This is a genomic window from Desulfobacter vibrioformis DSM 8776, assembly GCF_000745975.1.
Lineage (GTDB): Bacteria > Desulfobacterota > Desulfobacteria > Desulfobacterales > Desulfobacteraceae > Desulfobacter > Desulfobacter vibrioformis.
The window spans coordinates 41,970-66,926 of the sequence record NZ_JQKJ01000016.1; the positions used below are offsets into that span (position 1 = coordinate 41,970).

Here is a 24,957-nt window from a genome sequence, read left to right on the forward strand (position 1 = left end):
GAAAAAATCTGGAGGGGAAAATGAATCACATCGTGGAGCAGCCAGATATCGACACCCTGGTCCGCCGCAACCGGGAGCTGGAACAACTGGAGCAGGAGCACCGGCGTATGGAGATGATCTTCAAGCAGCAGGCCCACAATCTCCAGGAACGGATGAAGGAAATCAACTGCCTGTACGGTATTTCCAAGATCCTGGAACAGACCGGACTGTCCCTGGAAGATACCTTCCAGAAGGTGGTGGATATCATTCCCCCATCCTGGCAGTACCCGGAGATCACCTGCGCCCAGCTCCTCATCAACGACCAGAGTTTCCGCACGAAAAATTACAAAAATACATTCTGGAAACAGCAGGCTGAAATCATTGCCTACGGGGAACCCATGGGCATCCTCACGGTCTGTTACCTGGAAAAGCGCCCCGACCTGGACGAGGGCGCTTTCCTGGCCGAAGAACGGTCCCTGATCAATGCCGTGGCCGAACATCTCGGCCGGACCATCGAGCGGAAAATGGCGGAAACCGAACTGCGGGAATCCCGGCGCAAGCTCAAGGAACAGAACCAGCAGCTCAAGGAAAAAAATATTGCCCTGCGGGAAGTGATGAACCAGCTTCGGGAAGAAAAAGCGGACCTGGAAGAGCGGGTCCTGGCCAATGTGGAAAATCTGCTGCTGCCCCTGGTCAAAAAAATGGAAGACCGGGGATCGGACCTGGACAAAGAATACCTGCGACATCTGGAAGAAAATATCGCCCAGCTCACCTCTTCCTTTGGTGCCAAAATCTCCCGGCTCCACCAGCGCCTTACCCCCAGGGAAAACGAAATCTGCAATATGATCCGCACCGGCCTGGGCTCCAAGGAGATCGGGAAAATGCTCAACCTCTCCCACCGCAGCGTGGAAACCTATAGAAACCACATCCGCAAAAAGCTGGGCATCACCAATAAAAAAATCAACCTGACATCTTACCTGTCCGGCCTGTAACCCGCATGGAGGAACACCCATGGGCAACCTGCTGCCCGACATCAGCCAGTCCCCCCATATCATTGACCGCGCCGACGCACTCAACCTCAATATCAGGATTCTCTACGAAGCGGTCATCGATCTTTCCGCCCAGGGCCTGATCACGGCCCATTGCATCAATCTGGCCGCAGGTATCCTGCTCAATGACCTGGGGCTTCCCAGCTATTTTTTCGAAAATATCACCAAGGACTCCCTCAAGCAGATCCTCTCCTCCATCACCTCCAGTATTGCTGTCCAGGATGACCGGGTCGTCCTGGTGGGCCGGGTGGCCCACATCGACTTTGACCTGGGGCAAGGCAGTGAGGTCCAGCGAATCCGCATCGCCACCCGGGAAACCCGGGACGCCATGGAAAAACTGATGGAAACCATGATATCCGGCCACCGCAGGGAATATTACTACAGCCGGGAAAATGAATACTACACCTATATCTTCCGTCCGGAAACGGTAAACGATTTCACCAAAAATGAGTTCAGGCAGTCTCCCTTTCTTTTCAACCTTGCCGGGGATTACACCGCAACCCCAGAATCCACCCGCATGCGGTATGAAAAATTCCTAAAGGACTGCAAGGCATCGGTGACGCCCCTGGTGGAAGCCTTTAATCTGCCGGCCACCGCGGAAACCCGGATCATGTTCAACTCGAATTTTGCCACCCCCCAAATCCCCATTTTCCGGCAAATGCTCAAGGACCACGGTTTCACCCTCATGCGGGCCTATTGGGAGCCCTATTGGGACGGCACCGATGTGCCCTCGTCCATCTGTTCCCTCTATATCCGGGGAGAAATTTCACGGACCCGGGAAACCGGACTGATCCGGGATATTCAGGATTTCCTGGCCTTTGATGTGGGCCCTGTCACCACCCTTTACGTGGAAGGAAAACTGACCTACAAGGAAATGCTTTTTGCCGGCAATGCCATTGACTTTGCCCGGATATTCATCTTCTCGGAAACCAAGGCCCAAAGTGATTGGGCCATCATGTCCCGCCTGGATGACAGGGCCTGTGAAGAGGCCTTTGCCTGCCGGATCCACGAGGCGGCCCGGGCCGCCTTTGACACCCGGACCATCGAGGCCGCTGCCACGGCCCGCCCCGGCCTGCTCAAAGCCTTATATGAATTATTCGCCCTTCGCTTTGACCCGGCCCTGGCCCCCCTTCAGTCGGCAACTGACCCCGGGGAACAAGTTGAGACGTTCCACCGGATGTGCCGGACCCGCCTCACAGAACACCCCACAGCCCTGCAGATCTTCCGGTTCATGGCAAGACTTGTGACCCACTGCCGGAAAACCAATTTTTATTCCCCGGGCAAACGGGCCTACAGCTTCCGCCTGGACAGCGGCATCCTGGATCCCCTGGTATACAACCGGCCTGTGTACGGGATTTTCTTTATCAACGGCCACTATGCCTCAGGCACCCACATGCGGTCCGCCGACATTGCCCGGGGGGGTCTGCGTCTGGTAACAGGCGGTCCAACGCCCCAGGAAAGGCAGATGGAAAATCCGGCCCTGCTCAGCTTTATTCTGGGGCCCCGGGACCGGCGGCTCAAGCATAAGGACATCTGCGAAGACGGTGCCGCAGGCGTGATCGTTCCCCACCCGGTCTACGGGAAATACCCCAGGGATGCAGTACTGGATTTCACCGAAGGCATCCTGGATCTCACGCTTCCCAATGAATATGTAATGGATTATTACGGCCAGCCTGAAATACTTTTTTTCGAACCGGACCGGGGCACGGCAGGCCTCATGGATACCGTGGCCCTCAGGGCCAAGGAGCGGGGCTGTCCCCACTGGCGGATCATTGCCACGGAAAAAGGCTGCGGCATCCCCCACGATAATTACGGTTTCCTGGACAACGGCAACCTGTTCGGGCTGCTGCCGGCCGGGAACGGCCTAAGCGACCTGCAGATCAATGGAAAGTCCCAGCTGGTTACCCAGGACCCGGAAAAACTGCGGAAAAAAATCAGTGGAAAAATCAGAACCATGGGCATGACCACCACGGCGATGATGGCGGCCTTCCGCACCCTGATCCACCACCATAACGCCCGGGAAAAAGATCTGAATCTCATGGTCATCGGGGGACCCGGCGGCCGACTGGGGGGCAATGAACTGCTCTGCTGCCAGGGCCGGATCTGCCTGGCCATAGACAATGATGCCGTCCTCTTTGATCCGGCCGGTTTGGATCCCGGCGAATTGGAAAAACTGGTCTTGGCGGCCCGTACCGGCTTTGCCGCAAGCACCCTGGCCTTTCCTTCGGACATGCTGTCCCCCGAGGGATTCAAGGTACCGGCCACGACTGCGCGCATCTTCCTGCCCGACGGCACCGTGGTCGAAGACAGCGCCCTCTTTCACAGGGACTTCCTCTTTGACCCGGAAATGAGAACTTACATCCGCAGGGCCGGTATCCGGGCCTGTCTGCCCTGCGGCGGATTCAACGGGGGCGTCACCGGAAGCACGGTCACATCCTTTCTGGAAAATTTCAAGGAACTTGAATTCATCGTGGAAGGCGCCAGCCTTTTTTTCGACAACAACGCCCGCCGGTATATTGCCGCAAACACCTGTATCCGCCATCTCAAGGATACCACCGCCAACAAGGGCGGCGTATTCTCCTCGGTCATGGCCGAAGTCCTCCCGGGTTTCCTTCTCGGGGACCAATACGAGGCTGCCATACTTGAGGATTCTAAAGTGCGCAGTGCCCTGGTTCGGGAGATCCTGGGCCTGGTTGAAACCCATGCAGCCGCGGAAACAAAAATATTAATCCGCCGCTGCAAAACAAATCCGGACATTCCGCTCTTTGCCCAATCAGACAAGGCAGGGGAAGAGATCCTGGATCTTCAGGAAACATTTCAAACCCGGCTCAACACCATATTAAAACAGAAAGCCCTGGTCTGGAAAATCCTGGCAGCCTATATTCCCGGAACCCTGGTCAACCTGATGGGCAAAAAACGGATCACAGACATCCTCAATACCGATCCCATGCAGGAATACCGGAACGCCATCATCACCAAACAACTGGCAGTTACGGCCTTTTACCGGTTCGGCCTGGAATGGGGAAATTTTACGGCAAGGCTGGAAAAAGACTTTTCCGGCACAGTGGCTGACCTGGCAGCTCCCCTTGGACAGAAGGCATAACGGGCATACGGATAACCTGGTTTCCCAAGGCAGCGTGTATCAATGTCTTGTCACGGGTGAAACCGGACTGATCGCCTCCACAGGACCCACGCCCCTGTTTTTCATGCAGCCCATTTTCCGGGAGTACCCAGGCACCGGAAAGTATTTTCTATAGTCGGCATAGCGGCCTGGGGGTCTTGTTTTTGAACGAAGCAAAGGTTTAGTGCCTGCCTGGCTATGATGAACTGCGTTCTGGAATACTGTTTCAAATTCTGTTTTCCCTGACCTGCGGACGGTTCCTGCCCGGCGATGGGGCCCTGGCCTGTGCGGTTGCCCGGCGCTGGCTGTTCCCTGGACGTTTGCTCCCTGTTTTCCATTACAGCATTTTTTTAAGCCGGCTGCCAGGAAGGAAAAAAAGCCCCGGGACTTTTCTCCACTGCAATGGGCCGGGGCACAGCCATGGATAGAATCTGCAGGGGATTGCCCGGCGCCCTGCTCAATACCCTGGCCGGCAACTGTATCCGGCAACAGGGGCAGCAGAAAATGAAAGGCTTCATTCACCTGTTTCATTTTTTCTTCTGAACGCTTTGCTTTCAGCGGATCTTTTGCAAACTTGTCCGGGTGCCAGATTTTGGCAAGCCTGCGAAAGGCGGTGCGGGCATCCGTAAGGGTGGCGGACGGTGAAAGGCCTAAGATATCTAACCCTTTTTGTTTATCCATTTTGTTTTTCCGTTTTACTTGTCCGGTTTGCTTGTCCGGTTTGCTTATCCCTGGGGGTCAACCATACCCCGGGGCCCAATCCCGGTCAAGCCCTTGGGGCATGCCTGTGGTAAAACAGTCCCGGATGTTTGGTATGAAAATAGAGACAAAAAGGAGAGACTTGATTTGAAAAACAGAACCGGGCATGATAGTATCCCTTCCGCTGCCGCAGGACCCGGAACGGCCCTGAACGGCCTTTGTGACCGCTGGATTCTTTATTGTTCTTTGATCTGTCTTTAGCACCCAAGGAGAAAAAATGGCATCCTGTGAAGCTGAACCTAAGCCCGTCAATACAGATCCGGACCAAAACGCATGGTTTACGGCGTTTTTCCTTGAAAACCATATTGATCCATTTGCCTATCCCACGAAAGTCGGGTCCCGGGAGCAGGTGGAATTCATGGTGTATTCTGAAAACGACGAACGGTTCTATCCCTGTTCCAATACCATGTTTGCTGCGATTATGTCCCGGAAACGGCCAAGGTTTCTGCGCAACCGTTACCGTGAGGTGCTTGACAAAATTCTTGCCATCATCGAAGAGTTTATTGATTCAGAATATGACCGCGCATTTTTGTCCAGCCTGATACAAATAAAATATGACAACGAAATTCAAAGCCGGCTGCTCATACCCTCCCGGCTTGAAAAACGCCTGTATAAAATTTTCTTAAGCCGCACCCATATAGAAGACCCCTATGAAAGCCGCAAAAGAAAGGAAAATGCCAGGGCATACAGGTTCATGGTCTCGGAAACCTTTAAAAAAGCCTTAAACGAAGTTAACGGCGCCATTGACACCATGAAGGGATTAACGCTCCAACAGGTTAAGGCAAAGATCAATGAGATAGAGTTCACACGGCGGCTCTCCCTTTTGACGGCCTCATCCCTGTGGCAGGATGACAATTTCAGGGTTCCCTCGTCTTCGGCCATCAAAGCTTTGTTTAAAGCCAAAGTGACCGGCAACGGCATGGAACGGCTTCTTGAACTGGTGAATAGGCCAAAATCAAAAATCCTGTGGCTTACCGACGAGTCCGGGGATGTGGTGGCGGACATTGCCATTGCCCAGTTCCTTGCAAACATTGGCCATGTGGTGATCCTTGCGGTCAAAGAAGGACCGTTTTTTAAAAAAGTGTGCCTGACCGACACCCGTACAGACCCGGTTCTTGCCAAGGCCCTGGACCAGGCCCATTTCATCCACGACAAAACCATCAGCAAAAACAAGCTGGTCCAGCGCCTGAAACAGGATGAACATCTGTATGTGATATCCGACGGTACCCAGGAAGCACTGAATCTTCTGCTGGTCTCCACCACCTTTTCACGGGTTTTCAAGGAGGTGGACTGCGTGGTGTCAAGGGGGGAAAAACAAAGAAACCGGCTGATCCGCACCCATTTCAGGTTTACCCGGGATGTGCTCAACATCTGCGCAAAAGACAACAGGCTGGACATCGTCTTTAAACCCAGGCACCCTGATTTTATCAATTTCAGCCACACGGATCTTGAAGAAAAAGCCGATAAAATTATTTCCAAAATGAAGCAGGCCAAAACCAAAAATATGACGGTAATGTTCTACTCGGGCATCATCGGTTCCATCCCCGGCAAAATTGATGTGGCAAAAAAAATAATGAGCTGTTTTATCGAGCATTTACAAAACCAGTCCGACAACCTGTTTATCATTAATCCCTCTTCATATTATGAGCCGGGCATGGATGCCGATGATCTGATGTATATGTGGGAAATTGTTCAACAAAGCGGATACATTGATATCTGGCGTTTCCAGACCTCCGAGGACATTGCCCAAAGTTTTGCACTCATGGAACAGAAGGTACCGCCGGAATGGATCGGAAAGGATGCCACCTATTCCACCGGCTGCACCAAGGAGATGCGTATTGCCCAGGATGTCCAGAAAAAGAACCCGGAAATGCAGCTTATAGGGCCTTCTGTGGATAAATTCATGCGCAGGAATGAATACGGGGTAGGCTCCATGTACGATCAGCGCCTGGCCGGGATATAAAAGACAGCGTTTCCCATGGTCATCTTTAAAATTGCCATTACACTGACGGCAAATGATATGGCGATGGCCCTGTTTGATTCAGATATGCGGAGACAACACGCTTTCTTTAATTGAGATTCCGGCACCATTCTGGTATATCCTGCCCATCATGGCATATATCAACAAACAGATGCTCACGGCTGTAGTGGCTGATGAACACGGCAATATTTTTGAACTGGACGGATATGCTGCCGCAGGCATGTCCGGAAATGATTTTTTTATTCTGACAAAATCCGGTACCTGTCCCATGCCCCACGGCAGTGAACTGATGATGCTGCCCGACAGAGCCCCCATTGTATTCAACCTTGTTACAGACCGGTTTGAAAGGCTTGAAACCAACCCGTTCCAGCCTGACCAGCGCATTTTTCCGGTGGGGGTGTTCAACTCCCCGGGGTATGTGAATTTGCATTTCTGCGCCTATGACGATGCCGGCATGGATACGCCCCTGCCGCTTTTTTCCTACGGCGCCTTGGGGTTTGGGAAAAATAATTTCAGGTCCGCGGCCCTTCTGGTGGATGGCGAACCCCGGCAGGACCTGCGGCTGATGCCCATTGCAGACGTTCAAAAGGGGGTGGACAAATACAGAAAAAAATATCCGGACAACCGGCTCATGCGCCACCTGGAAAAATGTGCCCTGGAGTACGGATGCCCGGCCGGCAAAAACTTTTTCCTGGGCCGGTATGAAGCGCCGCTGCCAACCTCCGTGGTCTGCAACGCCCGGTGCCTTGGGTGCATCTCCCTTCAAACGGAAAATAACCTGTGCGCCTGCCAGGACAGAATATCCTTTATCCCTGATCCGGAAGAGATTGCAGGCGTGGCCCTGGAACATATCCTGAAAGTTGAAAAGGCCGTGGTCAGTTTTGGCCAGGGATGCGAGGGAGAACCGTTAACCTCGGCAGATGCCATTGAAAAGGCCATTGTCCTGATCCGGGAAAAGACCGGCCAGGGCACCATCAACCTGAACTCCAATGCCAGCCTGCCAGACCGGGTGGAACGGTTGTGCAAGGCAGGCCTGGACAGCATGCGCGTGAGTATGAACTCGGTACGCAAAGCGTGTTATACGGCCTATTTCCGTCCCAAATCCTATCGTTTTGAAGATGTGGTGGACAGTATCAAAAGGGCCAGGGCCAAAGGCTGTTTTGTGGCAATCAACTACCTGAACTGCCCGGGATTTACAGATTGCCAACGGGAAAAACAGGCGCTTTTTGATTTTATCCGGGACACGGATATCAACATGATCCAGTGGCGCAACCTTAATTTTGACCCCCGGCATTATATCCGCATCATGGAAAATGCCGCACCCGGCGGCTCCCCCACCGGCATGGCAAACCTGATAAAAGACCTGAGCCAAAAATTTGCCCATCTCATCCACGGCTATTTCAATCCACCCCAATAATATCATTGAAAAACCTTGCCTGATTTGATTTAATTATTAGTTTGTAATTATTTAATGGTATTTTAACCCGTTAAGGAAAGGCTGACATGTTACCCGACATCAGCGGCATTATTATCATAGCTGGAAATTACGGCAGCGGTAAAAGTGAAACTGCTGTCAACCTGGCAGCCGTATCCCGGAAGTCGGGCAAAAGCGTCAAGATAACGGATCTGGACCTGGTCAACCCCTATTTCAGAAGCAGGGAAGCTAAAAAGCCCCTGGAAGATCTCGGGGTGGAAGTGGTGCTGCCGGGCAGAAAATACATGCATGCAGACCTCCCCATCCTGACCCCGGCCGTGGCTGACATGATTAAAAATCCGGCCGACGTGACCATTCTGGATGCTGGCGGCGATGCTGCGGGCGTGACTGTTCTTGCGGCCCTGGAAGATGTGCTTGAAAAAAGCCATGTCAAACTGCTGCAGGTGATCAACCCCCTGCGCCCCAATACCTGCGATGTCCAAGGCTGCCTTAAAATAAAGGCGCAGATCGAAGCCACCGCAAAGCTGCCTGTCACAGGCCTGATTTCCAATGCCAACCTTCTTGACGAAACCACGCCGCAAATTATTTATGACGGCTACAATCTGGTGACCCGGGTATCCGAAGCCACCGGTCTTAATATTGAATTTATAACAGCGTCCACCAGACTTTTGCCTCAACTGGCCACTGAACGGATCTTCTGCCCGATCCTGCCCATTGACCGGTTTCTGGCACTTCCCTGGACACGCAATTAACACCAAGGAGTCATACTTACAATGGCCTATAAACACATTATCGATGCCGAAAGGTGCAAAGGGTGCGGTCTTTGTGTGCATTTCTGCCCGAAGAACGTGCTTGAAATCACCGACAAGGTAAATGCAAAAGGGCATTTCCCGGCCTTTCAGGCCAGACCAGAGGACTGCATTTACTGCGCCATCTGCTGTACCATGTGTCCGGATGTGGCTATCAGTATAGTTGAAGAACAAAGTGCTTAAATTTTTATTTCCAAGGACAAAAGACAATGGCTAAAGTCTTAATGAAAGGCAATGAAGCAATCGGCGAAGCCGCCATCAGGGCAGGCTGTCTAAACTATTTTGCATACCCCATCACACCCCAGTCGGAAGTCGCCGAATATCTGAGCAAACGCCTGCCCGAAGTAGGCGGCGTGTTTCTCCAGGGCGAAAGTGAAGTCGCGGTCGGGTATATGCTTTTCGGGGCCTCGGGTGCCGGAGAGCGTGTCATGACCACGTCATCTTCTCCGGGCATCAGCCTGATGAGTGAAGCAATTTCCTATATTGCCGGAGCTGAGTGCCCGGCTGTGTTTGTCAATATCATGAGAGGCGGCCCGGGGCTGGGCGGAATCCTGCCGTCCCAGGGTGATTATTTCCAGGCAACCAAGGGCGGCGGCCACGGCGACTACCATCTGCTGGTCCTGGCACCGGACGGTGTTCAGGAAGCCGTGGAAATGACCATGCAGGCCTTTGGCCTGGCTGAAAAATATAGAAATCCCGTCATGGTCATGGGCGACGGCATGATCGGCCAGATGATGGAACCGGTGGAATTTCCTGATGATCTGAAAACAGAACCCACCAATAAGGATGACTGGGCCTCCAATGGCATGTCCACCCGGAAGAGCAAAAAGAAAAACCTGGTGAAATCCCTGTTCCTGGACCCTGCTGAACTGAACCAGCACAACCTGAACCTCAAGGCCAAATACGAGCAGATGAAAAAAGAAGATGTTCAGTATGAACTGTACAATGCCGACGGGGACTATCAGATTCTGATCGCAAGCTACGGTACCATGAGCCGCGTATGCCGCACCGCCATTGACATGCTCAAGGCCGAGGGTATTGAAGCCGCCATGTTCCGGCCCAAGACCTTATTTCCCTTCCCTGAAAAACAGGTACATGATGCCGCACTAAAAGAGACCTGCAAATGCGTGATCAGCATTGAAATGAGTATGGGCCAGATGGTGGAAGATGTCCAGCGCTGCGTTATGGGCAAGAAACCAGTGGAATTTTACGGGGAATGCGGCGGTGAAATTCCGTCACCTGAAAAAATCATGGAAATCGTAAAAGAGCTGATCGGGTAACACGCCGGTCAAGGAGAAAATAATGGGAAAGGCATTTTCTAAGCCAGAGGCGTTAACAGACAATTACACCCACTATTGTCCCGGCTGCACCCACGGCATTGTCCACCGGCTGGTGGCCGAGGCCATAGATGAGCTGGGCATCCGGGAAAACACCGTGGGGATCGCCCCTGTGGGATGCGCTGTCATGATCTACGATTACATTAACTGTGACTTCCAGGAAGCAGCCCACGGCAGGGCCCCTGCCATGGCAACCGGCATCAAGCGGGTGCGCCCGGATCTCATGGTATTCACCTACCAGGGGGACGGGGACCTTGCCAGTATCGGCATGGGTGAAATCATTCACGCCGCCAACCGCGGGGAAAAAATAACCGTCATCTTTATCAACAACGCCATTTACGGCATGACCGGCGGCCAGATGGCCCCCACCACCATGCCGGGCCAGCGGGCCACCACAGCCCCTGCCGGCCGTGATACGGCCCAGACAGGCATGCCCATCCGCATGGCCAACCTCATGAGTGAAATTGTGACCCCGGGCTATGTCACCCGGCAGGCCGTACTCAAGCCACAGATGGTGAACAAATGTAAAAAAGCAATTAAAAAGGCATTCCAGTACCAGATGGACAACACCTGTTTCAGCTTTGTGGAGGTGGTCTCCACCTGTCCCACCAACTGGGGTATGACGCCGATCAATGCCTTGAAATGGGCCGAAGAAACCTTGCTGCCTTACTATGAACTGGGCGATTACAAAACCCCTGAGGACGCCTAAAAAAATTGGGAGACACCCATGCAGACAGAAATTAAATTTGCAGGATTCGGCGGCCAGGGCATTCTTCTCAGTGCCAAGCTGCTGGCCTATGCCGCAATGAAGCAGGGATTCCAGGTCGCCTGGATTCCTTCCTACGGACCTGAAATGCGGGGCGGCACCGCATATTGCACCGTTGTGATCAGTGACAAGCTCATTGGATCACCCATTATAAAAAGCCCCACCCATCTTGTGGCCATGAACCGTCCCTCCCTGGAAAAATTCGACGACACCATTAAACCCGGGGGGATTGTATTTATTAACGCATCACTGATCCCGGTCAGAAGCCAGCGCAAGGATGTGGTTGAGCTGGTGGTACCGGTCAATGATATTGCCATTGAGGCCGGATCTGTCAGGGCCGCCAACATCGTTGCCCTGGCCGCATTTGCAGCCAAAAGCAAGCTGGTGGATCTGGATCTTTTGAAAAAATGCGTCAAGGAAGAATTTGCGGCCAAAGCAAAAATTATTCCCTTGAACATGGATGCGTTTGACAGGGGCGTGGCTGCTGCCCAGGCATAATAGTTCCCTGAACAGCCAAAACATCAAAAGCGGGAAAAAGTGCTTTAAAAGCCTTTTTCCCGCTTTTGGCCAGAGCATTTCATGCAATGGCGTTCAAAAAGTTCTGCTGTGAAAAGGATCTGAATTTTTTAACATGCGCCCTTCCATCACCGCTGTCGGGTTATGGAAGGGTGCATATTTTTCGCTGATAAAAATTAACGGTCTGTCAGACTAACTTAAAATTTGACCCGAACACCACCGTAATAAACCGCTTCTGCCGCAGGATAGTAGGATTCCCAGCCAGACCCATAACTGTAACCGTCACAGTATTCCTCATTAAAGATATTGGTTGCATTGAGAAAAAATTCCAGCTGCTTATAGGGATATGCCAAGTATAAATCAACGGTATGGGCACTGCCGAGCTTTTCATCGGAATTATAAAAATCATTTCCTGCGTACCTGTCATCCAGATAATTATATTGACACCTGAATGTCAGGCCAAAGTCAAAATTCAATGCAACCCCAAGACTTGCCTTAAACTCGGGAACTAGAGGAATCTTCTTTCCGCCGATATCTACACCGGAATACTGGCCGCTGATGACCTCAGCATCGGTGTATCCCAAACCGCCGAAAAATGAAATCAGTCTGGTCGCTTTGAAGTCAGCATTCACTTCCGCACCTTGGTGCCGGGTTTGATTCAAGTTTTGATTCTCGCCGGACCACCCGATAGTAACCCAGGTGATTTCGTCATCTACATCGAACGTGAATAATCTGAAATCAACAGCCAGACGATTTTCCAACCCGACATAACGAACACCTGCCTCAAATCCCTGTGAGGTTTCATGCGTCAAATCCGAATTCACCGTACCAGATGTTAAATTCATGAATTCATCAACCCGTGGAAATCTGTACGCTTGATAAGCCCGGACATAAACTTTTGACCTGGGCGAAAAAATATAGGCCAGACCGATATTCCAAGCCCACTCCTCTTCGTTTACATCCTTATTCGCCGCAAGATCAGCAGATTCCAAGGTGGTGCGGAATTCTTCATAGCGGGCACCCAAATTTAAGACCAGACTTTCCAATATGCTGAACTCATCCTGCACATAGAACCCGGCTGTTTCCTGGGTATGATTATAATTAGCGAAATCCAGAATATTCCAGTTATACATCCTGGCGTCGTAGTTTGTGTCGTAATATTCAAAACCAAGAGTTAAACGATTGTCTTGGCCGAAAATAGAATGATCCAGGATATACTGAGGACTGACACCAAGGGTGTTAAAATCATAATCGTAGGACGAACCCCATGAGATATCGTGCCGCTCATAGGTTCGATAACTGAGATCAACATTTAGCCGGCCAAACGCCCCCCAGTCAGATTTAACCGATAGTACATATGCATCGTCCTGGCTCTCCCCTTCATCATTCGGGTAGCTGGGATTAAACTGTTTTCTGTTTGTTTCCATCTGGGTCTTTGTTAGGGCGCCGGGGTATTCATAATCGGCCTGGGTCGTAGATGCCTCAAATGAGAAGCCTAAGGTATCCGACGGATCAAAGTTGATACTTGCATTGCCACTCTGCCGGCTTGCATCAGAATGCTCTCTGTACCCATCGGTATCATAAAAAACCCCGCCAATACTCCCCCCCAATTTACCCGAGGAAAAACTGATCCCGGCGAGGCCTTTGGCTGTGCCGTAGGAGCCTATACCGCCCTCTGCCCATCCATGCACACCATCCTGGGAGTCTTTGGTGATAATATTAATGACACCGCCCATGGCATCCCCACCGTACAGCACAGAGTTACCTCCGTGAACCAATTCAATTTTTTCAACATTTTCAATGGGGATGGAAAGGAAGTTGACAGACGACAGATCAATGGGATTCAGTTTTCTTCCATTAACCAGAACCGCCACATGACGGTCAGAAGATTCACCAAACCCGCCTATGTCAACTTTCTGATTAAATCCGTTTCCGTTGAGGTCTGAAACAACAACGCCCCCGAGATGGTTAAGGGCATCCGGCACGGACTGGGCTCCGCTGGCACGGATATCTTCGGCCGTGATCACTGTAATCTGGACAGGGACCTTCTCATTGGCCTGTTCAGACCGGCTGGCTGTAACAATAATATCATCCACCAGTACCACATCATCCTCCGTTTCATCTGCCATGCCCGTGCAGGGCAATGCCAGAAAAGCCGACACCAAAACCAGCCACAATTTTTTTTTCACTTTTTCCTCCTGAAGGTATTGGTCCGGGCATAAAAAAACCCGGACCGATAAATTTCAATCCGGGATTTCCCAAACTATCTCAGGATCTTTCGTACCAGCCCTATCCTCGAGGCTATCGGCACCTTATCCAGGCAGGTCTTCTGACTTCCGGGTCTTGCTTTCCCTGCGCCTTCCCAGTACAGTGTACCAGTGGTTTAATGCAGAGATCGTCTCCGGTTACAGCGGCGGGTCCGTTCCTGAATTTCACAGGATTCCCTTTTAGCAGTTTTCCATGAAACTGCCATTGTGCTTTTGCACACACCTGAACAAATTTTTTGTATTTCTATATCTGATGCACAGAACTTGTCAAACAGATAACGGCTTTCACAGCGATTTTGAGAATTTATCAAGAATTGCATCAGGCCCCTGCCCTGTCTATGAACACGCAGGGCCGGCCGGATTGGGGGTTTTTGTTCACCCGGACCGGGGTATGATACACGGCCTGGATGTTTTTCCGGGTCAAAATTTGCTCCGGGGTGCCCATGGCATGGATTTGCCCTTTATCCTTGTTTAACAGCACCAGAAAATCGGAATATTCAGCGGCCAGATTTAAATCATGAATTACCATGAGTACGGTGAGGCCTAAACGATCCCGCAACCCGGAAATAAGATCAAGAATCCTGGCCTGGTGGGTGATGTCCAGATGTGCTGTGGGTTCATCCAGCACAAGGAATTCCGGTTCCTGGGTCAATGCCCTTGCAAGGGCAGCCAACTGGCGCTCCCCGCCTGAAATTTGGTCCATGGCAGAATCGGCAAGGTCCAGGATGCCTGTGACTGTCATAAAGTGCCGGGCAAGGTCCCTGTCTTTGCCGGTTTCAAAAAACTGAAACGGTTTGAAAAAAGGCAGCCGGCCTAACAGCACATAAGCTTGAACCTGCATGGGCAAGGGCTCCAGGTTTTGATGCACCACAGCCATCTGCCGGGCAAGGTCGGCCCGGACCTGCCTGGCAATGTCCTTTCCCTTGAGTACAATTTTTCCCTTGAACGGTTCCAGGTTTCCGCAAACCGTGCGCAGCAGGCTGGTTTTTCCGGTGCCGTTGGGACCGATAACGGAAACAATCCGGCCGGCCGGCACATCAAAACTGATATTCGACAATACCCGGCGGTGGCCAAAGCCCAGGGTGATATCCTGAATTTCCACCAACGGTGATGGTGTCATAGGTCTTCCTTTTTTCTGGAAATGGCCCAGATGAACACCACGCCGCCAATGATGCCGGTGATCACACCCACGGGCAGTTCCAGCGGCGCGATCACGGTCCGGGCCACCACATCGCACATCAGCAGAAACACGGCACCGGCCAAATAAGAGGCAAGCAAAAGGATCCTGTGATCCGGCCCGGTGACCAGACGCATGAAATGGGGAACAATAAGACCCACAAACATGATGACGCCTGCCATGGATACGGACAGACCGGTTAGAAACGATGCAATGAAAAAAATGCCTTTCCTGGCCCGGGCCGTGTTCACCCCAAGGCCTGCGGCCTCTTCTTCGCCCAGGGCAAGGGCGTTGAGATCAAAGCAGAAAAAATAGGAGAGAAAAAGGCCTGCCAGGGATCCCATCAGGGCCATGCGGATCAGGGCCATGTCCGGTTCGTCCAAAGATCCCATGATCCACAGCACAATGGTCTGAAGATCATCGGCCCGGGCCAGGGCCATAAGCAGCATAACAAGGGAGGAGGCCACATAGGAGATCATGACGCCGGTAAGCAGCATCCGGTTGGAGCGGATATGCCGGGTGCTTCGGTTCAGCCCGTATACCAAAAAAATAACCAGGCTGGCACCGGCAAACCCGGATAAAGGATAGGCAATGATGCCGATGACCGCGTAGAGCTTGAACAGAATATTTATGCAGATGCCCAGGGAGGCCCCGCCGGAAATTCCAAGGGTATAAGGCTCTACCAGAGGATTTTTAAACATGCCCTGGAGCAGGGTGCCTGCAAGGCTCAATGCCCCGCCCATGGCAATGCCAAGCAAGGTTCGCGGCAGCCGGATACCCAGGAGGATGCCGTATTCGGCACTGCCCGGTCCTGCGGCAATAATTCCCGGGATGTCAGCAAATCGGATACAGGCACTGCCCACGGACAGGGACAGGCCTGCGGTGAACGCCAGAAGCACAAACAGGCCGAGGGAAAACAGGCCCCATGACCTGGCATTGGCCTTCAATTGGGCCCTTCGGCAATTCCGATTTCCGGGTGGATCAAAACTGCCACCTGCTTAAGGCCAGATGCAAAGCTGACAGGTGTCGGGCGGCAAATCACTTCCGGATCAAGCACGTGAATTTCATTATTCCCGGCAGATGTCAGGAAAGGAAACGCCATCCACCGTTTTTTCTCAAGGGCTGCGGCTTTTTTATTTGACCCCATGGTGGCCACGAGAATAACATCCGGGTCCTGTTTAATCACCTCTTCCCGGGAGTAGACGCCCGAGGGTTGGTTTTCTGCAATATTAACGGCATTGGCCCGGATGATATATTCGTTGATAAACAGATCTTTATTTACTGTGTGAAGGGGTTTAAGACCAATCTGGATAAAAACCCGTCTCGGGTTTAAGCCGGCAACCTGTTCGCGAACCCTATCCACATCCTTTGAGGCCTGTTGCACAAGAACCTGGGCCTGGGCTCTTTTGCCAAGGACGTCCGCAATTTCTAGGGTAATGGCGCACATCTGCTCAAATGTTTTGGGATTGCGGATCGCCATGACCCGGAGACCTTGGGAACGAAGGATATTAAGTTGCTTTTCCCTGCTCAAAGGAGAGGATATCACAAGATCCGGTTGCAGGCTGATAACCTTTTCCACATTCATCTGGGTTACGGACCCGATCTTCTCTTTTTGGGCCGCCTCGGGGGGGATCGTACAATAGGAGGTGTCGGCAATCAGCTGGTCCTGGGCCCCTAAAAGATAAATGGTTTCCGTGATAAAAGGAGACATGGAGATCACCCGGGCAGCCGGTGCCGGGGCTTGGGCTGCGGCCCAGGCCGGAAGGCAGACCAGGGCCAGGGCCAGGCCCCAGACGAAAAGCATTTTAAAAGGCTTAGGCCTGTCCATTATTCATTCACCTCTCCAATCCGGGCTTTGGCACCGGCCATAACGGCATTCAACGCTTTTTTGATTACAATGGGAACATGATCATCCAGGGTGGCATCCTCTATTTTAACGGGTTGCCCCGCGATATTTTCCGCCATCTGTCCGCACCACAGGTCAAAGGCGTCAAGGCTTTTCATCTGCCCGCGTTCATAGGCATCGCTTAGGCTTAACGCGGATTCCATAAATCCTGAAATTTCTTTGCTCAACAGCAGGTGCTCAACCATTGCGTTGAACTCACTTTTCTTTTGCAGGCAGTTACACTGGGCTTCGGAGGTAATTTTATAAATGCTGATATTTCGCTCCTTCAGACGTTGAAAAACATGGCGTCCGGGCAAAATTGCGTTCTGCTTTTCCACGGCATGTTTAACCCCTGCGTAAACCGCCTTTGCAATGAGTTCTCCCATTTTAGAATGCCCCCCTGCATTGTCAATGGGTAAACCCTGTCCTTCCACCACCAGGATATTGTCCGTGCCCGTACCCGTGGCCGGATGTTTTTCCCCGGAATAGCTTGAACGGATGTCCAGGTCTTCAAGAAGGGCTGTCTTGGCTTCCGTGGCCGAAATAATTGCCCGGGACATGGCCCTGGGAGTCAGGTGCATATTGGTTAATATCAATATATTAATGGTGCCCGGTTCATAAAACATGCCCTTATCTGCGCCCATGCGCACGGCATTGGACATGACGCCTGCCGTAACCAGCGCCATGACTTTCATATCCTTGAATTTTTCGGTTCGAATGGACAAATTTCCCATATCCGCCCCAGTCATGAGCAGGGCCGTTGTTTCGGCTTTTTTGCCAATGGCACCAAGGATGCTGACGCGGACAGAATCTATGCCGGGCAGATGGCCCGGCAGCCAGGTGGGCGGCGGGGTATAATGGTTGCCCACAGTTGTAATATTATCCCGCCAGCCCTCCAGGGTGGACAAAACGGTCATGGGAGGGGTTAAATCAACTGCCAGGGTTTTGTTGGGATAGTCAAACACGTACGCATTGATGATGGATGCTTTTTCCACATAGGGCAAATCCTTTGAGATATTGCGTTCAAGGGGCGTTTCATCGATAATCCCGGAAGAATGGACATCATTTTTCGCATTGGCAAATTGCTGTGTGTAAATCAATGAGGAGAGATAAGCCACAAAATCGGAGGTGTGAACCGACGCCCTGCATGTCAGATTACAGGGCAGGTAATAGATCTGGTTATTTTTCACCGCATCCACATCTTTCCAGCCTGGCTTCGAGAAAAATTTCTTTGCCACCAGTTTATCATCCCCGCAGCCGTAAATCACCTGGGGATTAAAATGGGTCCATTCTTTTAGGGTTACAGGTACAATTTTGCCTGTTTTGCCGAAATCCGGGGCCTGGCCGCCTGCAGCCCGGATCATTTCTGCCTGGAACGTGTCAGCCCCCGGCGTCATGATGCTGTCCCGGCCCATGAGCCGCATTACCCGTTTATGTTTTACGTTTGCCTTGTCCAGCTTGGCTTTGACATGGGCCAGATTGTCCATGTTCTTTTTCACCAGGTCCAGGGCCCGGACTTCATGGCCTGTGATCCGGCCAAGCGTTTTCATCTGGGCCCAGGCCTGGTCCATGGAGTTTGTATTATAAACAAAAACTTTCAGCCCGGACCTTTTTGCATCTTCAATAATCCGGCGGTGAAACGAGGCGGTGATAAGCAAATCCGGATGCACTTTTTTGACATGGGCACCGCAAGGATTGAAAAACCCACCCACAACTTCGCGTTTGTCTGATCCTGAAAGGGTCACATCATGGTAGGTGACCCCTTTTAGCCGGTCCCCGGCCCCGATAGTTACAAGTATTTCCGATGCCGTGGGCACCAGGCTGACAATTCGTTGGGGCGGCTGATCAAAAACAAGGATTGCACCGGTGCTGTCCTGCACCTGAATAGGGGCGGCCAATGCCGCAACATTGCCTTGGAAAAACCCCGTGAGAAAAAAAGCAATAATATAAAAAACCAAAATATAGCGGTTTGGGCGTAAATATTTTAAATGCAAACGCATCTTCTTCCTTTAGGGTAATCCGCCTATGTAACTTGCCTGCACTTAATACCAATTTCGAATGGCTCATGCGGATTATAATTGAGAGCGGGCAATACAGGTAACCTCGCGCAGCGGGCTTAGCTCAGGTGAAAGCGGATTATTCTGTCATTTATTCATAATATGTCCACATGCGAAAGACTTTCACAACTTTATCGTCATTTATAATTTGGTAGTGGTAATTTTGAGACATTTACCAACCCGTCCCGTGTTATCGCCATTCGGGCAGGTTGGTAACTGTTCGGTTTTAGGAAATGGTCCTATACTGTCAAGTTGATCTATGGTTTCCGTTTATCCTTGAGCACTGCATTTGAAATGACAATACGCTGAATTTCGCTGGTGCCTTCGTAGATGGTAAATACCCGGGCGTCCCGGTAAAACCGCTCCACCGCGTAATCTTTGGTAAACCCGTAGCCTCCGTGGATCTGGATGGCCTGGGCCGTGATGTCCTGCACCATTTCCGAGGCAAACAATTTGGCCATGGAGGCTTCCCGGGTAAATCTTTCGCCCCGGTCCTTCATGGAGGCCGCAGAAAGAGTCAACTGCCGGGCAGCTTCTATTTTTGTGGCCATATCCGCAATCTGAAAACGGATGGCCTGGTGTTTGGTGATGGCCACCCCGAACTGCTTGCGGCCCCGGGCATACTTGATTGCGGCATCAAAGGCCGCCTGGGCCACGCCAAGGGACTGGGCTGCAATACCGATCCTGCCGCTGTCCAGGCCGGACATGGCAATTTTAAACCCATCCCCTTCTTTGCCCAGTATATTGGCGGCCGGCACCCGGCAATCCTCAAAAATCAAGTCCGTGGTGTCCGATGCCCGCAGCCCCATCTTATCTTCATGATGCCCCACGATGAGACCGGCTGTTGTCTTGGGCACAATAAAACAGGATATGCCCCTATGCCCCAGGGTTTCGTCCGTCTTGGCCGTGACAAGGACCACGGAACTGTTTTCCCCGGAAGTGATAAACCGCTTGGTGCCGTTAATCACGTATTCATCGCCGTCCTTTATAGCGGTGGTGGCCTGGCTCACCGGATCAGACCCGGCATCGGGTTCGGTCAGGGCAAAGGCCCCGAGGATCTCCCCGGATGCCAGGGGCACGAGAAATTCCTGCTTTTGTTCTTCTGTGCCGAACTTATTGAGGGATTCGCACACAATGGAATTCTGGACCGACATCACCACGGAGGTGGATGCGCAGGAGTATGCGATCTCGGACAGGGCCAGCACATAGGACACCGCATCTGCAGCTTCCCCGCCGTATGCTTCGGGTACCATCATACCCATCAGCCCAAGCTCCCCCATCTGTTTGAAATTCTCTGCGGGGAACGCTGTGGTTTTATCCCGTTCAGCAGCAGTGGGGGCAACCACTTTGCGAGAAAATTCACGCACCATATTCTGGATCATCACCTGTTCATCGGTTAACTTGAATAACATGGTATCTCCTTTTTCAACAAAACAGATTCAAGGCGCATAGACCACCACAATCAGTTCGGCATCATGATCACCGATATTGCGCAGGTCATGCTTGATCCCTGAATTGAAATGAAGGGATTCCCCTGTGTTCAAGGTATTGATATGATCCCCAACCTGGATTTCAACTGCCCCGTCCAGCACATAGGCAAACTCCTCGCCCTCATGCTGAAATCCAACCCCCTCATGGCTTCCACCGGCTTCTACCACGATGCGGAATGCCTTTAAATGATTGTTTTCAGCCCCAGGGGACAATGGTGTATACGCATAATGATCTGTGCGCTTGGTATAGGCATCGGCCCGGGCTTCCACGGAATCATCAGGCTCCTTGAGCAAGAAACCTGAATCCAGTTGAAGGGTGCGTGAGAGCTGGAGCAGCGTTCCCACCGAAGGACGCTGCTCCCCGCTCTCAATTTTTTTGATAAAATCTTTTGACAGCCCGGTTTCATTGGCCATGGCGTCCAGGCTGAGTTTTTTGTCCAGCCTGGCGCGCCTGATCCGGACGCCTACATGGGTCACTTCTTTCTTTTTAGCCATACGATCTCCAATAGTTTGAGGGTGATCAAACTCCATCTTTGACTGAGCGCTCGTTCAGCGCCGATGGACTAAAAAACACACAAGGTTCATTTACTCTACAACTTCAATCCAGCCTTCGGTATCTTCAGCGTTTCCGTACTGAATGGCAGTCACGGCATTATAAAATTTCATACATACCTCACCGGGTTCACCGTTGCCGATATGAATAACCCGGTCTTTATAGCGCAGTTCTCCCACAGGGGAAACAACAGCAGCGGTTCCGGAGCCAAACATTTCCTGCAGGGTTCCATTGTCGGCAGCGGCAATGACCTCATCAATACTGATCTTGCGCTCACTGACCTTCATGCCCCATTTTTTGGCCAGTTCAATGACTGAAAAACGGGTAATGCCGGGCAGGATGCTGCCGTTCAGCATTGGGGTAACCAGTTCGTCATTGATAAGAAAGAAAATATTCATGGCCCCGACTTCTTCAATATATTTGAGCTCAATACCATCCAGCCACAGCACCTGATTATATCCCTCTTTTTTGGCCTTTTCCCCGGCCAGAAGGCTGGCTGCATAGTTACCCGGGGTTTTGAATTCGCCGACACCGCCGCGTACAGCCCTGACATGGTCCTCGCAGACCCAGATTTTTACAGGCTGCAGACCCTGGGCATAGTATGATCCCACAGGGGACAGAATGATAAAAAACTTATATGTATAGGATGCCCTGACACCAAGGAAGGGGTCGGTGGCCACCAGGGTGGGCCGGATGTACAAAGATGTTCCCATGGTTTCGGGAATCCAGGCCTGCTCAAGCTTGATCAGCTTTTTAAGCGCATCCATGACAAAATCGATATCAATTTCAGGAATGCAAAGCCCCTGGCTGGAACGGTTCATGCGGGCAAAATTATCACGGGCCCTGTAGAGCTGAATTTTTCCGTCTTTTGTTTTATAGGCTTTCAGACCCTCAAATACAGCCTGCCCGTAATGCAGCACCATGCTTGCCGGCGACATGGAAAAATCGCCGTAGGGTTCAATGCGGGCATTGAACCATCCCTTATCCTTTTCATAATCCATGACAAACATATGGTCGGTAAACACCGTACCAAATCCCAGGTCCTCATCCTTGGGCCGGGTGCCTGGTTCAGATACCCGGGTAACTTTAACCTCCATTACGCCTCCGTTATCAATTCATTTAACTGTCATTCAACCGGCTGGCCTTGTTTTAACCTATCGTGTCAGTATGTTCCAGGCAATACCGGTGCGCCGCTCTCGGCAAAGCAACCCATGCTTTACCGAAAAATGTCATATTAGGACAATAATAAATTGAAAGCAAAGATATTTTAAACCGTTAGTGCCTTACGCCTCAATTTCTGCCAAAAAAAACAAGAAAATCATACGGCCATTTTTAACAGAATTGTAGTTTAAACAGCTATGAATAGGCGCGCTACACGGTATACCCATATTTAGCAAGTATATCGCTTACCGCACCCTCATTGATAAAGCCCCTGTGCACTTCGTCAATAATTGTTTGAACAGAACTCTCAGCACTGTTCATTTCGTTGTAGCGCGCATCGTCTGGTGTCAGCATTATATAATCCTCATCTGAATGGCTATATATGAGCTTTATATCATTACCATACTGCGCTTTTAGCTGTCTTTCCACGCCAACGACTCTCATTAATTCTTCTGTTCGTCTCCTGTAAAAACGATCATCTGCTCCTGGGTTTGTTGGCCTGGACATAGGATACTCAGCCCACTGGCCTGCTGGCCTGAACATATCAATATCCATATAGGTGGATGAGGCACCTGCCGGTAAAGGACCATGGGCTTTTGATTCAACAACCGTCATCAATGGCGCACCCTCTTGTGCCACTGCAGACTCGTCAGACCCTTCGGCATCGGGATCATTTGCGTCGGCAAAAGAAACCAATTGTGAAAAAATATCTTTGCTCTCTGTTGGGGAAACTGTTTGTAGTAACGATACACCCTCTCGGCTATCCAGACTATGTTCCGAGGTTATAACAATTATGCCATCGATGTTCACACGATTGCTTTGTTGGACGCTTCCATATGGTGATGGACCAGCCGCCTCCTGAGTCTCCATGGCGGCGGAATGTTGGGCCGCCATCCTCTCCAATAAGGCGGTCATCCTGTCATAGTTCTCCGTAGATTCACCATGTTTGTGTGCCATTTCTTTTTGGGCATAAACAATATCAAGGATATTTTTCTTTTCATTCATCCCGGAATTATACTCTGTCGTTCCCAACGACATCTCTTCAACCCCCGCCGCTCTGGCATGTTCTTGTAAATGTGCCCTGAATTCTGCACCATATGTTGAAAGCATCATAAGGTCTTTTAATGGTGCGACATTATTATCTGTCATTTCCTTCACCATCTGATCGACCTCTACCGGTGTCATATTGGTTACGTCATATTTTTTTGCAATATCAGTAAGGGACAAGCTTTCTTCCGTTTTGGGTTGCATCATTTGCGCAATCTGCTGACTTTCACGGGCTGTCAGGACAGCATTTGAATTCTGTTGAATAGTATGTTGTGCCGTCCTCAGCATACCAAGCGTCTGCTGATCCCCTCGTCGTTCTGCATCTTCAATACCTTTGGATATCATTTCGGGCACATTGATCAGTTCCGAGTTGTCCAAATTGTGCAAGCCTGAGAAAGAGCTTCCGTCAGCCGGTATTTTCATTGACATTGCCATAAAGGGAAACCCTTGATCCAATGACATATTGCCGCTTTTAATTTCATCATTAACCCAACCCATCATTTGACTGCGGGTAGTCTGGGTCATGTCAATACCCAAAGAGGTTGATTCAATGCAATTCGCCATTTGCCTGCATAGCATGGCTGAAAACGTTTCCGTTTCAGATCCATTACCCCCAAAGGCCGATTGACTATTTTTTACCGATTGCCCGGCAAATTTTTCCGTTTGCACACCTTGGGAAAGTCTTACTGTCTCTGAATAGGAAAGCATAGAAACTGAACTGTTTCTGTTGTTTAGTGTACTCACCATAGTTAAGACCCCTTAAATTAGAGTTGGGTGATCATTAAGATTCAAGCAATCCTTGTGCCGGTTGATCCACCATTGGGGCAATTCACATATTTTCAAATGTGTGGACAGTCAAAGATTCGGATTCATGCCAAGAGCATGAAACGGCTCAAGGATAAAGTCCGGGAATGAACCCGCCGCAAGCGGGGGTAAAAGCCTGTGGCAGGTCGTTCAGAAATTGAACCAATATTTTCGAATTATTTTCGGCTCACAAAGGTCAAATCATTCCTCAAATGAGTGCGGACTCAAAAAATGATGGAAAAAATCGCTAAAATGGTCCAGAAAAGTGATGGGAAAGAGAGGAGCCCCCTCACGTTTCTTGACCGATGCGTTGATGGAGGGCTCCTGCCACATTAACCAATGGCGGGAACCATGATATCATTAGACTTGCTTACTCAACAATCGTTATTTTCTCTTCTTCATCAAATTGACTTAGATCTGGCAAGGCAAACGAAAGAACGCCGCTGCCCTACTGTAAAGGGCCGTTGCACTATGCCAACTACTGGCGTAAACCACGTGGTGGCCCTCCTGATCTTGAACAACTCTTTGAACTCCGTTACAGCCTTTGCTGCGGGCGTGAAGGATGCCGTCGACGCGTCATGCCACCATCGGTCAGGTTTTGGGGACGCCGGGTGTATTGGGCTCCTGTGATTTTGTTACTCACCGCCCTCCGTCAGGGGAGAAATCCGGACGCGACTCTGGAACGTCTAAAAGGGCTTTGTGGCGTTTGGAGATCCACCGTGAATCGCTGGAGGGATTATTTTTTAAAAATTTTTCCAGAGAGC

General features: G+C 51.1%; 19 protein-coding genes and 1 riboswitch. Of the genes, 9 read left to right on the forward strand and 10 right to left on the reverse strand.

What is annotated here, in order from left to right; genetic code table 11:
• Window positions 1–20: 20 nt before the first annotated feature.
• Window positions 21–971 (forward strand): helix-turn-helix transcriptional regulator, encoded by a 951-nt coding sequence (locus tag Q366_RS11375; RefSeq protein WP_035238977.1) that lies wholly within the window; start codon window positions 21–23, stop codon window positions 969–971.
• Between the two features lie 19 nt (window positions 972–990).
• Window positions 991–4,131 (forward strand): NAD-glutamate dehydrogenase domain-containing protein, encoded by a 3,141-nt coding sequence (locus tag Q366_RS11380; RefSeq protein ID WP_035238978.1) that lies wholly within the window; start codon window positions 991–993, stop codon window positions 4,129–4,131.
• A gap of 39 nt (window positions 4,132–4,170) precedes the next feature.
• On the opposite strand, the gene Q366_RS20325 is transcribed toward Q366_RS11380, so the two are convergent.
• Window positions 4,171–4,830: a J domain-containing protein gene (locus Q366_RS20325; protein ID WP_051958004.1), complete on the reverse strand. Its 660-nt coding sequence runs from the start codon at window positions 4,828–4,830 to the stop codon at window positions 4,171–4,173.
• A 295-nt stretch (window positions 4,831–5,125) separates the two neighbouring features.
• Here Q366_RS20325 and Q366_RS11390 point away from each other — a divergent pair, with 295 nt between their 5' ends.
• From Q366_RS11390 to Q366_RS11420, 7 genes are all read left to right on the forward strand, one after another.
• Complete coding sequence (locus Q366_RS11390; RefSeq protein ID WP_035238979.1) at window positions 5,126–6,871, forward strand: ARMT1-like domain-containing protein; 1,746 nt, start codon at window positions 5,126–5,128, stop codon at window positions 6,869–6,871.
• 148 nt (window positions 6,872–7,019) lie between these two features.
• Window positions 7,020–8,306 (forward strand): radical SAM family protein, encoded by a 1,287-nt coding sequence (locus tag Q366_RS11395; RefSeq protein ID WP_035239090.1) that lies wholly within the window; start codon window positions 7,020–7,022, stop codon window positions 8,304–8,306.
• A gap of 86 nt (window positions 8,307–8,392) precedes the next feature.
• Entirely contained in the window at window positions 8,393–9,076 is a 684-nt protein-coding gene (locus Q366_RS11400) for a hypothetical protein (RefSeq protein WP_035238980.1), read from the forward strand.
• 21 nt (window positions 9,077–9,097) lie between these two features.
• Entirely contained in the window at window positions 9,098–9,316 is a 219-nt protein-coding gene (locus Q366_RS11405) for a 4Fe-4S dicluster domain-containing protein (protein ID WP_004070495.1), read from the forward strand.
• 26 nt (window positions 9,317–9,342) lie between these two features.
• Entirely contained in the window at window positions 9,343–10,413 is a 1,071-nt protein-coding gene (vorB, locus tag Q366_RS11410) for a 3-methyl-2-oxobutanoate dehydrogenase subunit VorB (RefSeq protein ID WP_035238981.1), read from the forward strand.
• Between the two features lie 22 nt (window positions 10,414–10,435).
• Complete coding sequence (locus Q366_RS11415) at window positions 10,436–11,179, forward strand: thiamine pyrophosphate-dependent enzyme (protein WP_035238982.1); 744 nt, start codon at window positions 10,436–10,438, stop codon at window positions 11,177–11,179.
• An 18-nt stretch (window positions 11,180–11,197) separates the two neighbouring features.
• Complete coding sequence (locus Q366_RS11420; protein ID WP_035238983.1) at window positions 11,198–11,734, forward strand: 2-oxoacid:ferredoxin oxidoreductase subunit gamma family protein; 537 nt, start codon at window positions 11,198–11,200, stop codon at window positions 11,732–11,734.
• A 215-nt stretch (window positions 11,735–11,949) separates the two neighbouring features.
• Here Q366_RS11420 and Q366_RS11425 read toward each other — a convergent pair whose 3' ends face one another.
• The 9 genes from Q366_RS11425 to Q366_RS20330 form a co-directional block, all read right to left on the reverse strand.
• Window positions 11,950–13,941, reverse strand: a complete 1,992-nt coding sequence (locus Q366_RS11425; RefSeq protein ID WP_035238984.1) for a TonB-dependent receptor — start codon at window positions 13,939–13,941, stop codon at window positions 11,950–11,952.
• Between the two features lie 113 nt (window positions 13,942–14,054).
• Window positions 14,055–14,261: riboswitch (cobalamin riboswitch) on the reverse strand.
• A 77-nt stretch (window positions 14,262–14,338) separates the two neighbouring features.
• Window positions 14,339–15,139: an ABC transporter ATP-binding protein gene (locus Q366_RS11430; RefSeq protein ID WP_035238985.1), complete on the reverse strand. Its 801-nt coding sequence runs from the start codon at window positions 15,137–15,139 to the stop codon at window positions 14,339–14,341.
• On the reverse strand, window positions 15,136–16,143 hold the full coding sequence (locus tag Q366_RS11435) for a FecCD family ABC transporter permease (protein ID WP_035238986.1): 1,008 nt from the start codon (window positions 16,141–16,143) through the stop codon (window positions 15,136–15,138). Before Q366_RS11435 ends, Q366_RS11430 begins: the two co-directional genes overlap by 4 nt.
• Window positions 16,140–17,024 carry an ABC transporter substrate-binding protein gene (locus Q366_RS11440; RefSeq protein WP_035238987.1) on the reverse strand — a complete coding sequence of 295 codons (885 nt, stop codon included), beginning with the start codon at window positions 17,022–17,024 and terminating at the stop codon, window positions 16,140–16,142. The genes Q366_RS11435 and Q366_RS11440 overlap by 4 nt, the downstream gene beginning before the upstream one ends.
• A complete protein-coding gene (locus Q366_RS11445) occupies window positions 17,024–19,081 on the reverse strand; it encodes a helical backbone metal receptor (protein WP_035238988.1) in 2,058 nt (685 codons plus the stop codon). The genes Q366_RS11440 and Q366_RS11445 overlap by 1 nt, the downstream gene beginning before the upstream one ends.
• A gap of 314 nt (window positions 19,082–19,395) precedes the next feature.
• Window positions 19,396–20,550 carry an acyl-CoA dehydrogenase gene (locus tag Q366_RS11450; protein ID WP_035238989.1) on the reverse strand — a complete coding sequence of 385 codons (1,155 nt, stop codon included), beginning with the start codon at window positions 20,548–20,550 and terminating at the stop codon, window positions 19,396–19,398.
• 27 nt (window positions 20,551–20,577) lie between these two features.
• Window positions 20,578–21,123 (reverse strand): helix-turn-helix domain-containing protein, encoded by a 546-nt coding sequence (locus tag Q366_RS11455; protein ID WP_035238990.1) that lies wholly within the window; start codon window positions 21,121–21,123, stop codon window positions 20,578–20,580.
• Window positions 21,124–21,213: 90 nt separating this feature from the next.
• Window positions 21,214–22,278, reverse strand: a complete 1,065-nt coding sequence (locus Q366_RS11460) for a branched-chain amino acid aminotransferase (protein WP_035238991.1) — start codon at window positions 22,276–22,278, stop codon at window positions 21,214–21,216.
• 274 nt (window positions 22,279–22,552) lie between these two features.
• Window positions 22,553–24,136 carry a hypothetical protein gene (locus Q366_RS20330; protein ID WP_051958005.1) on the reverse strand — a complete coding sequence of 528 codons (1,584 nt, stop codon included), beginning with the start codon at window positions 24,134–24,136 and terminating at the stop codon, window positions 22,553–22,555.
• Between the last annotated feature and the right edge of the window lie 821 nt (window positions 24,137–24,957).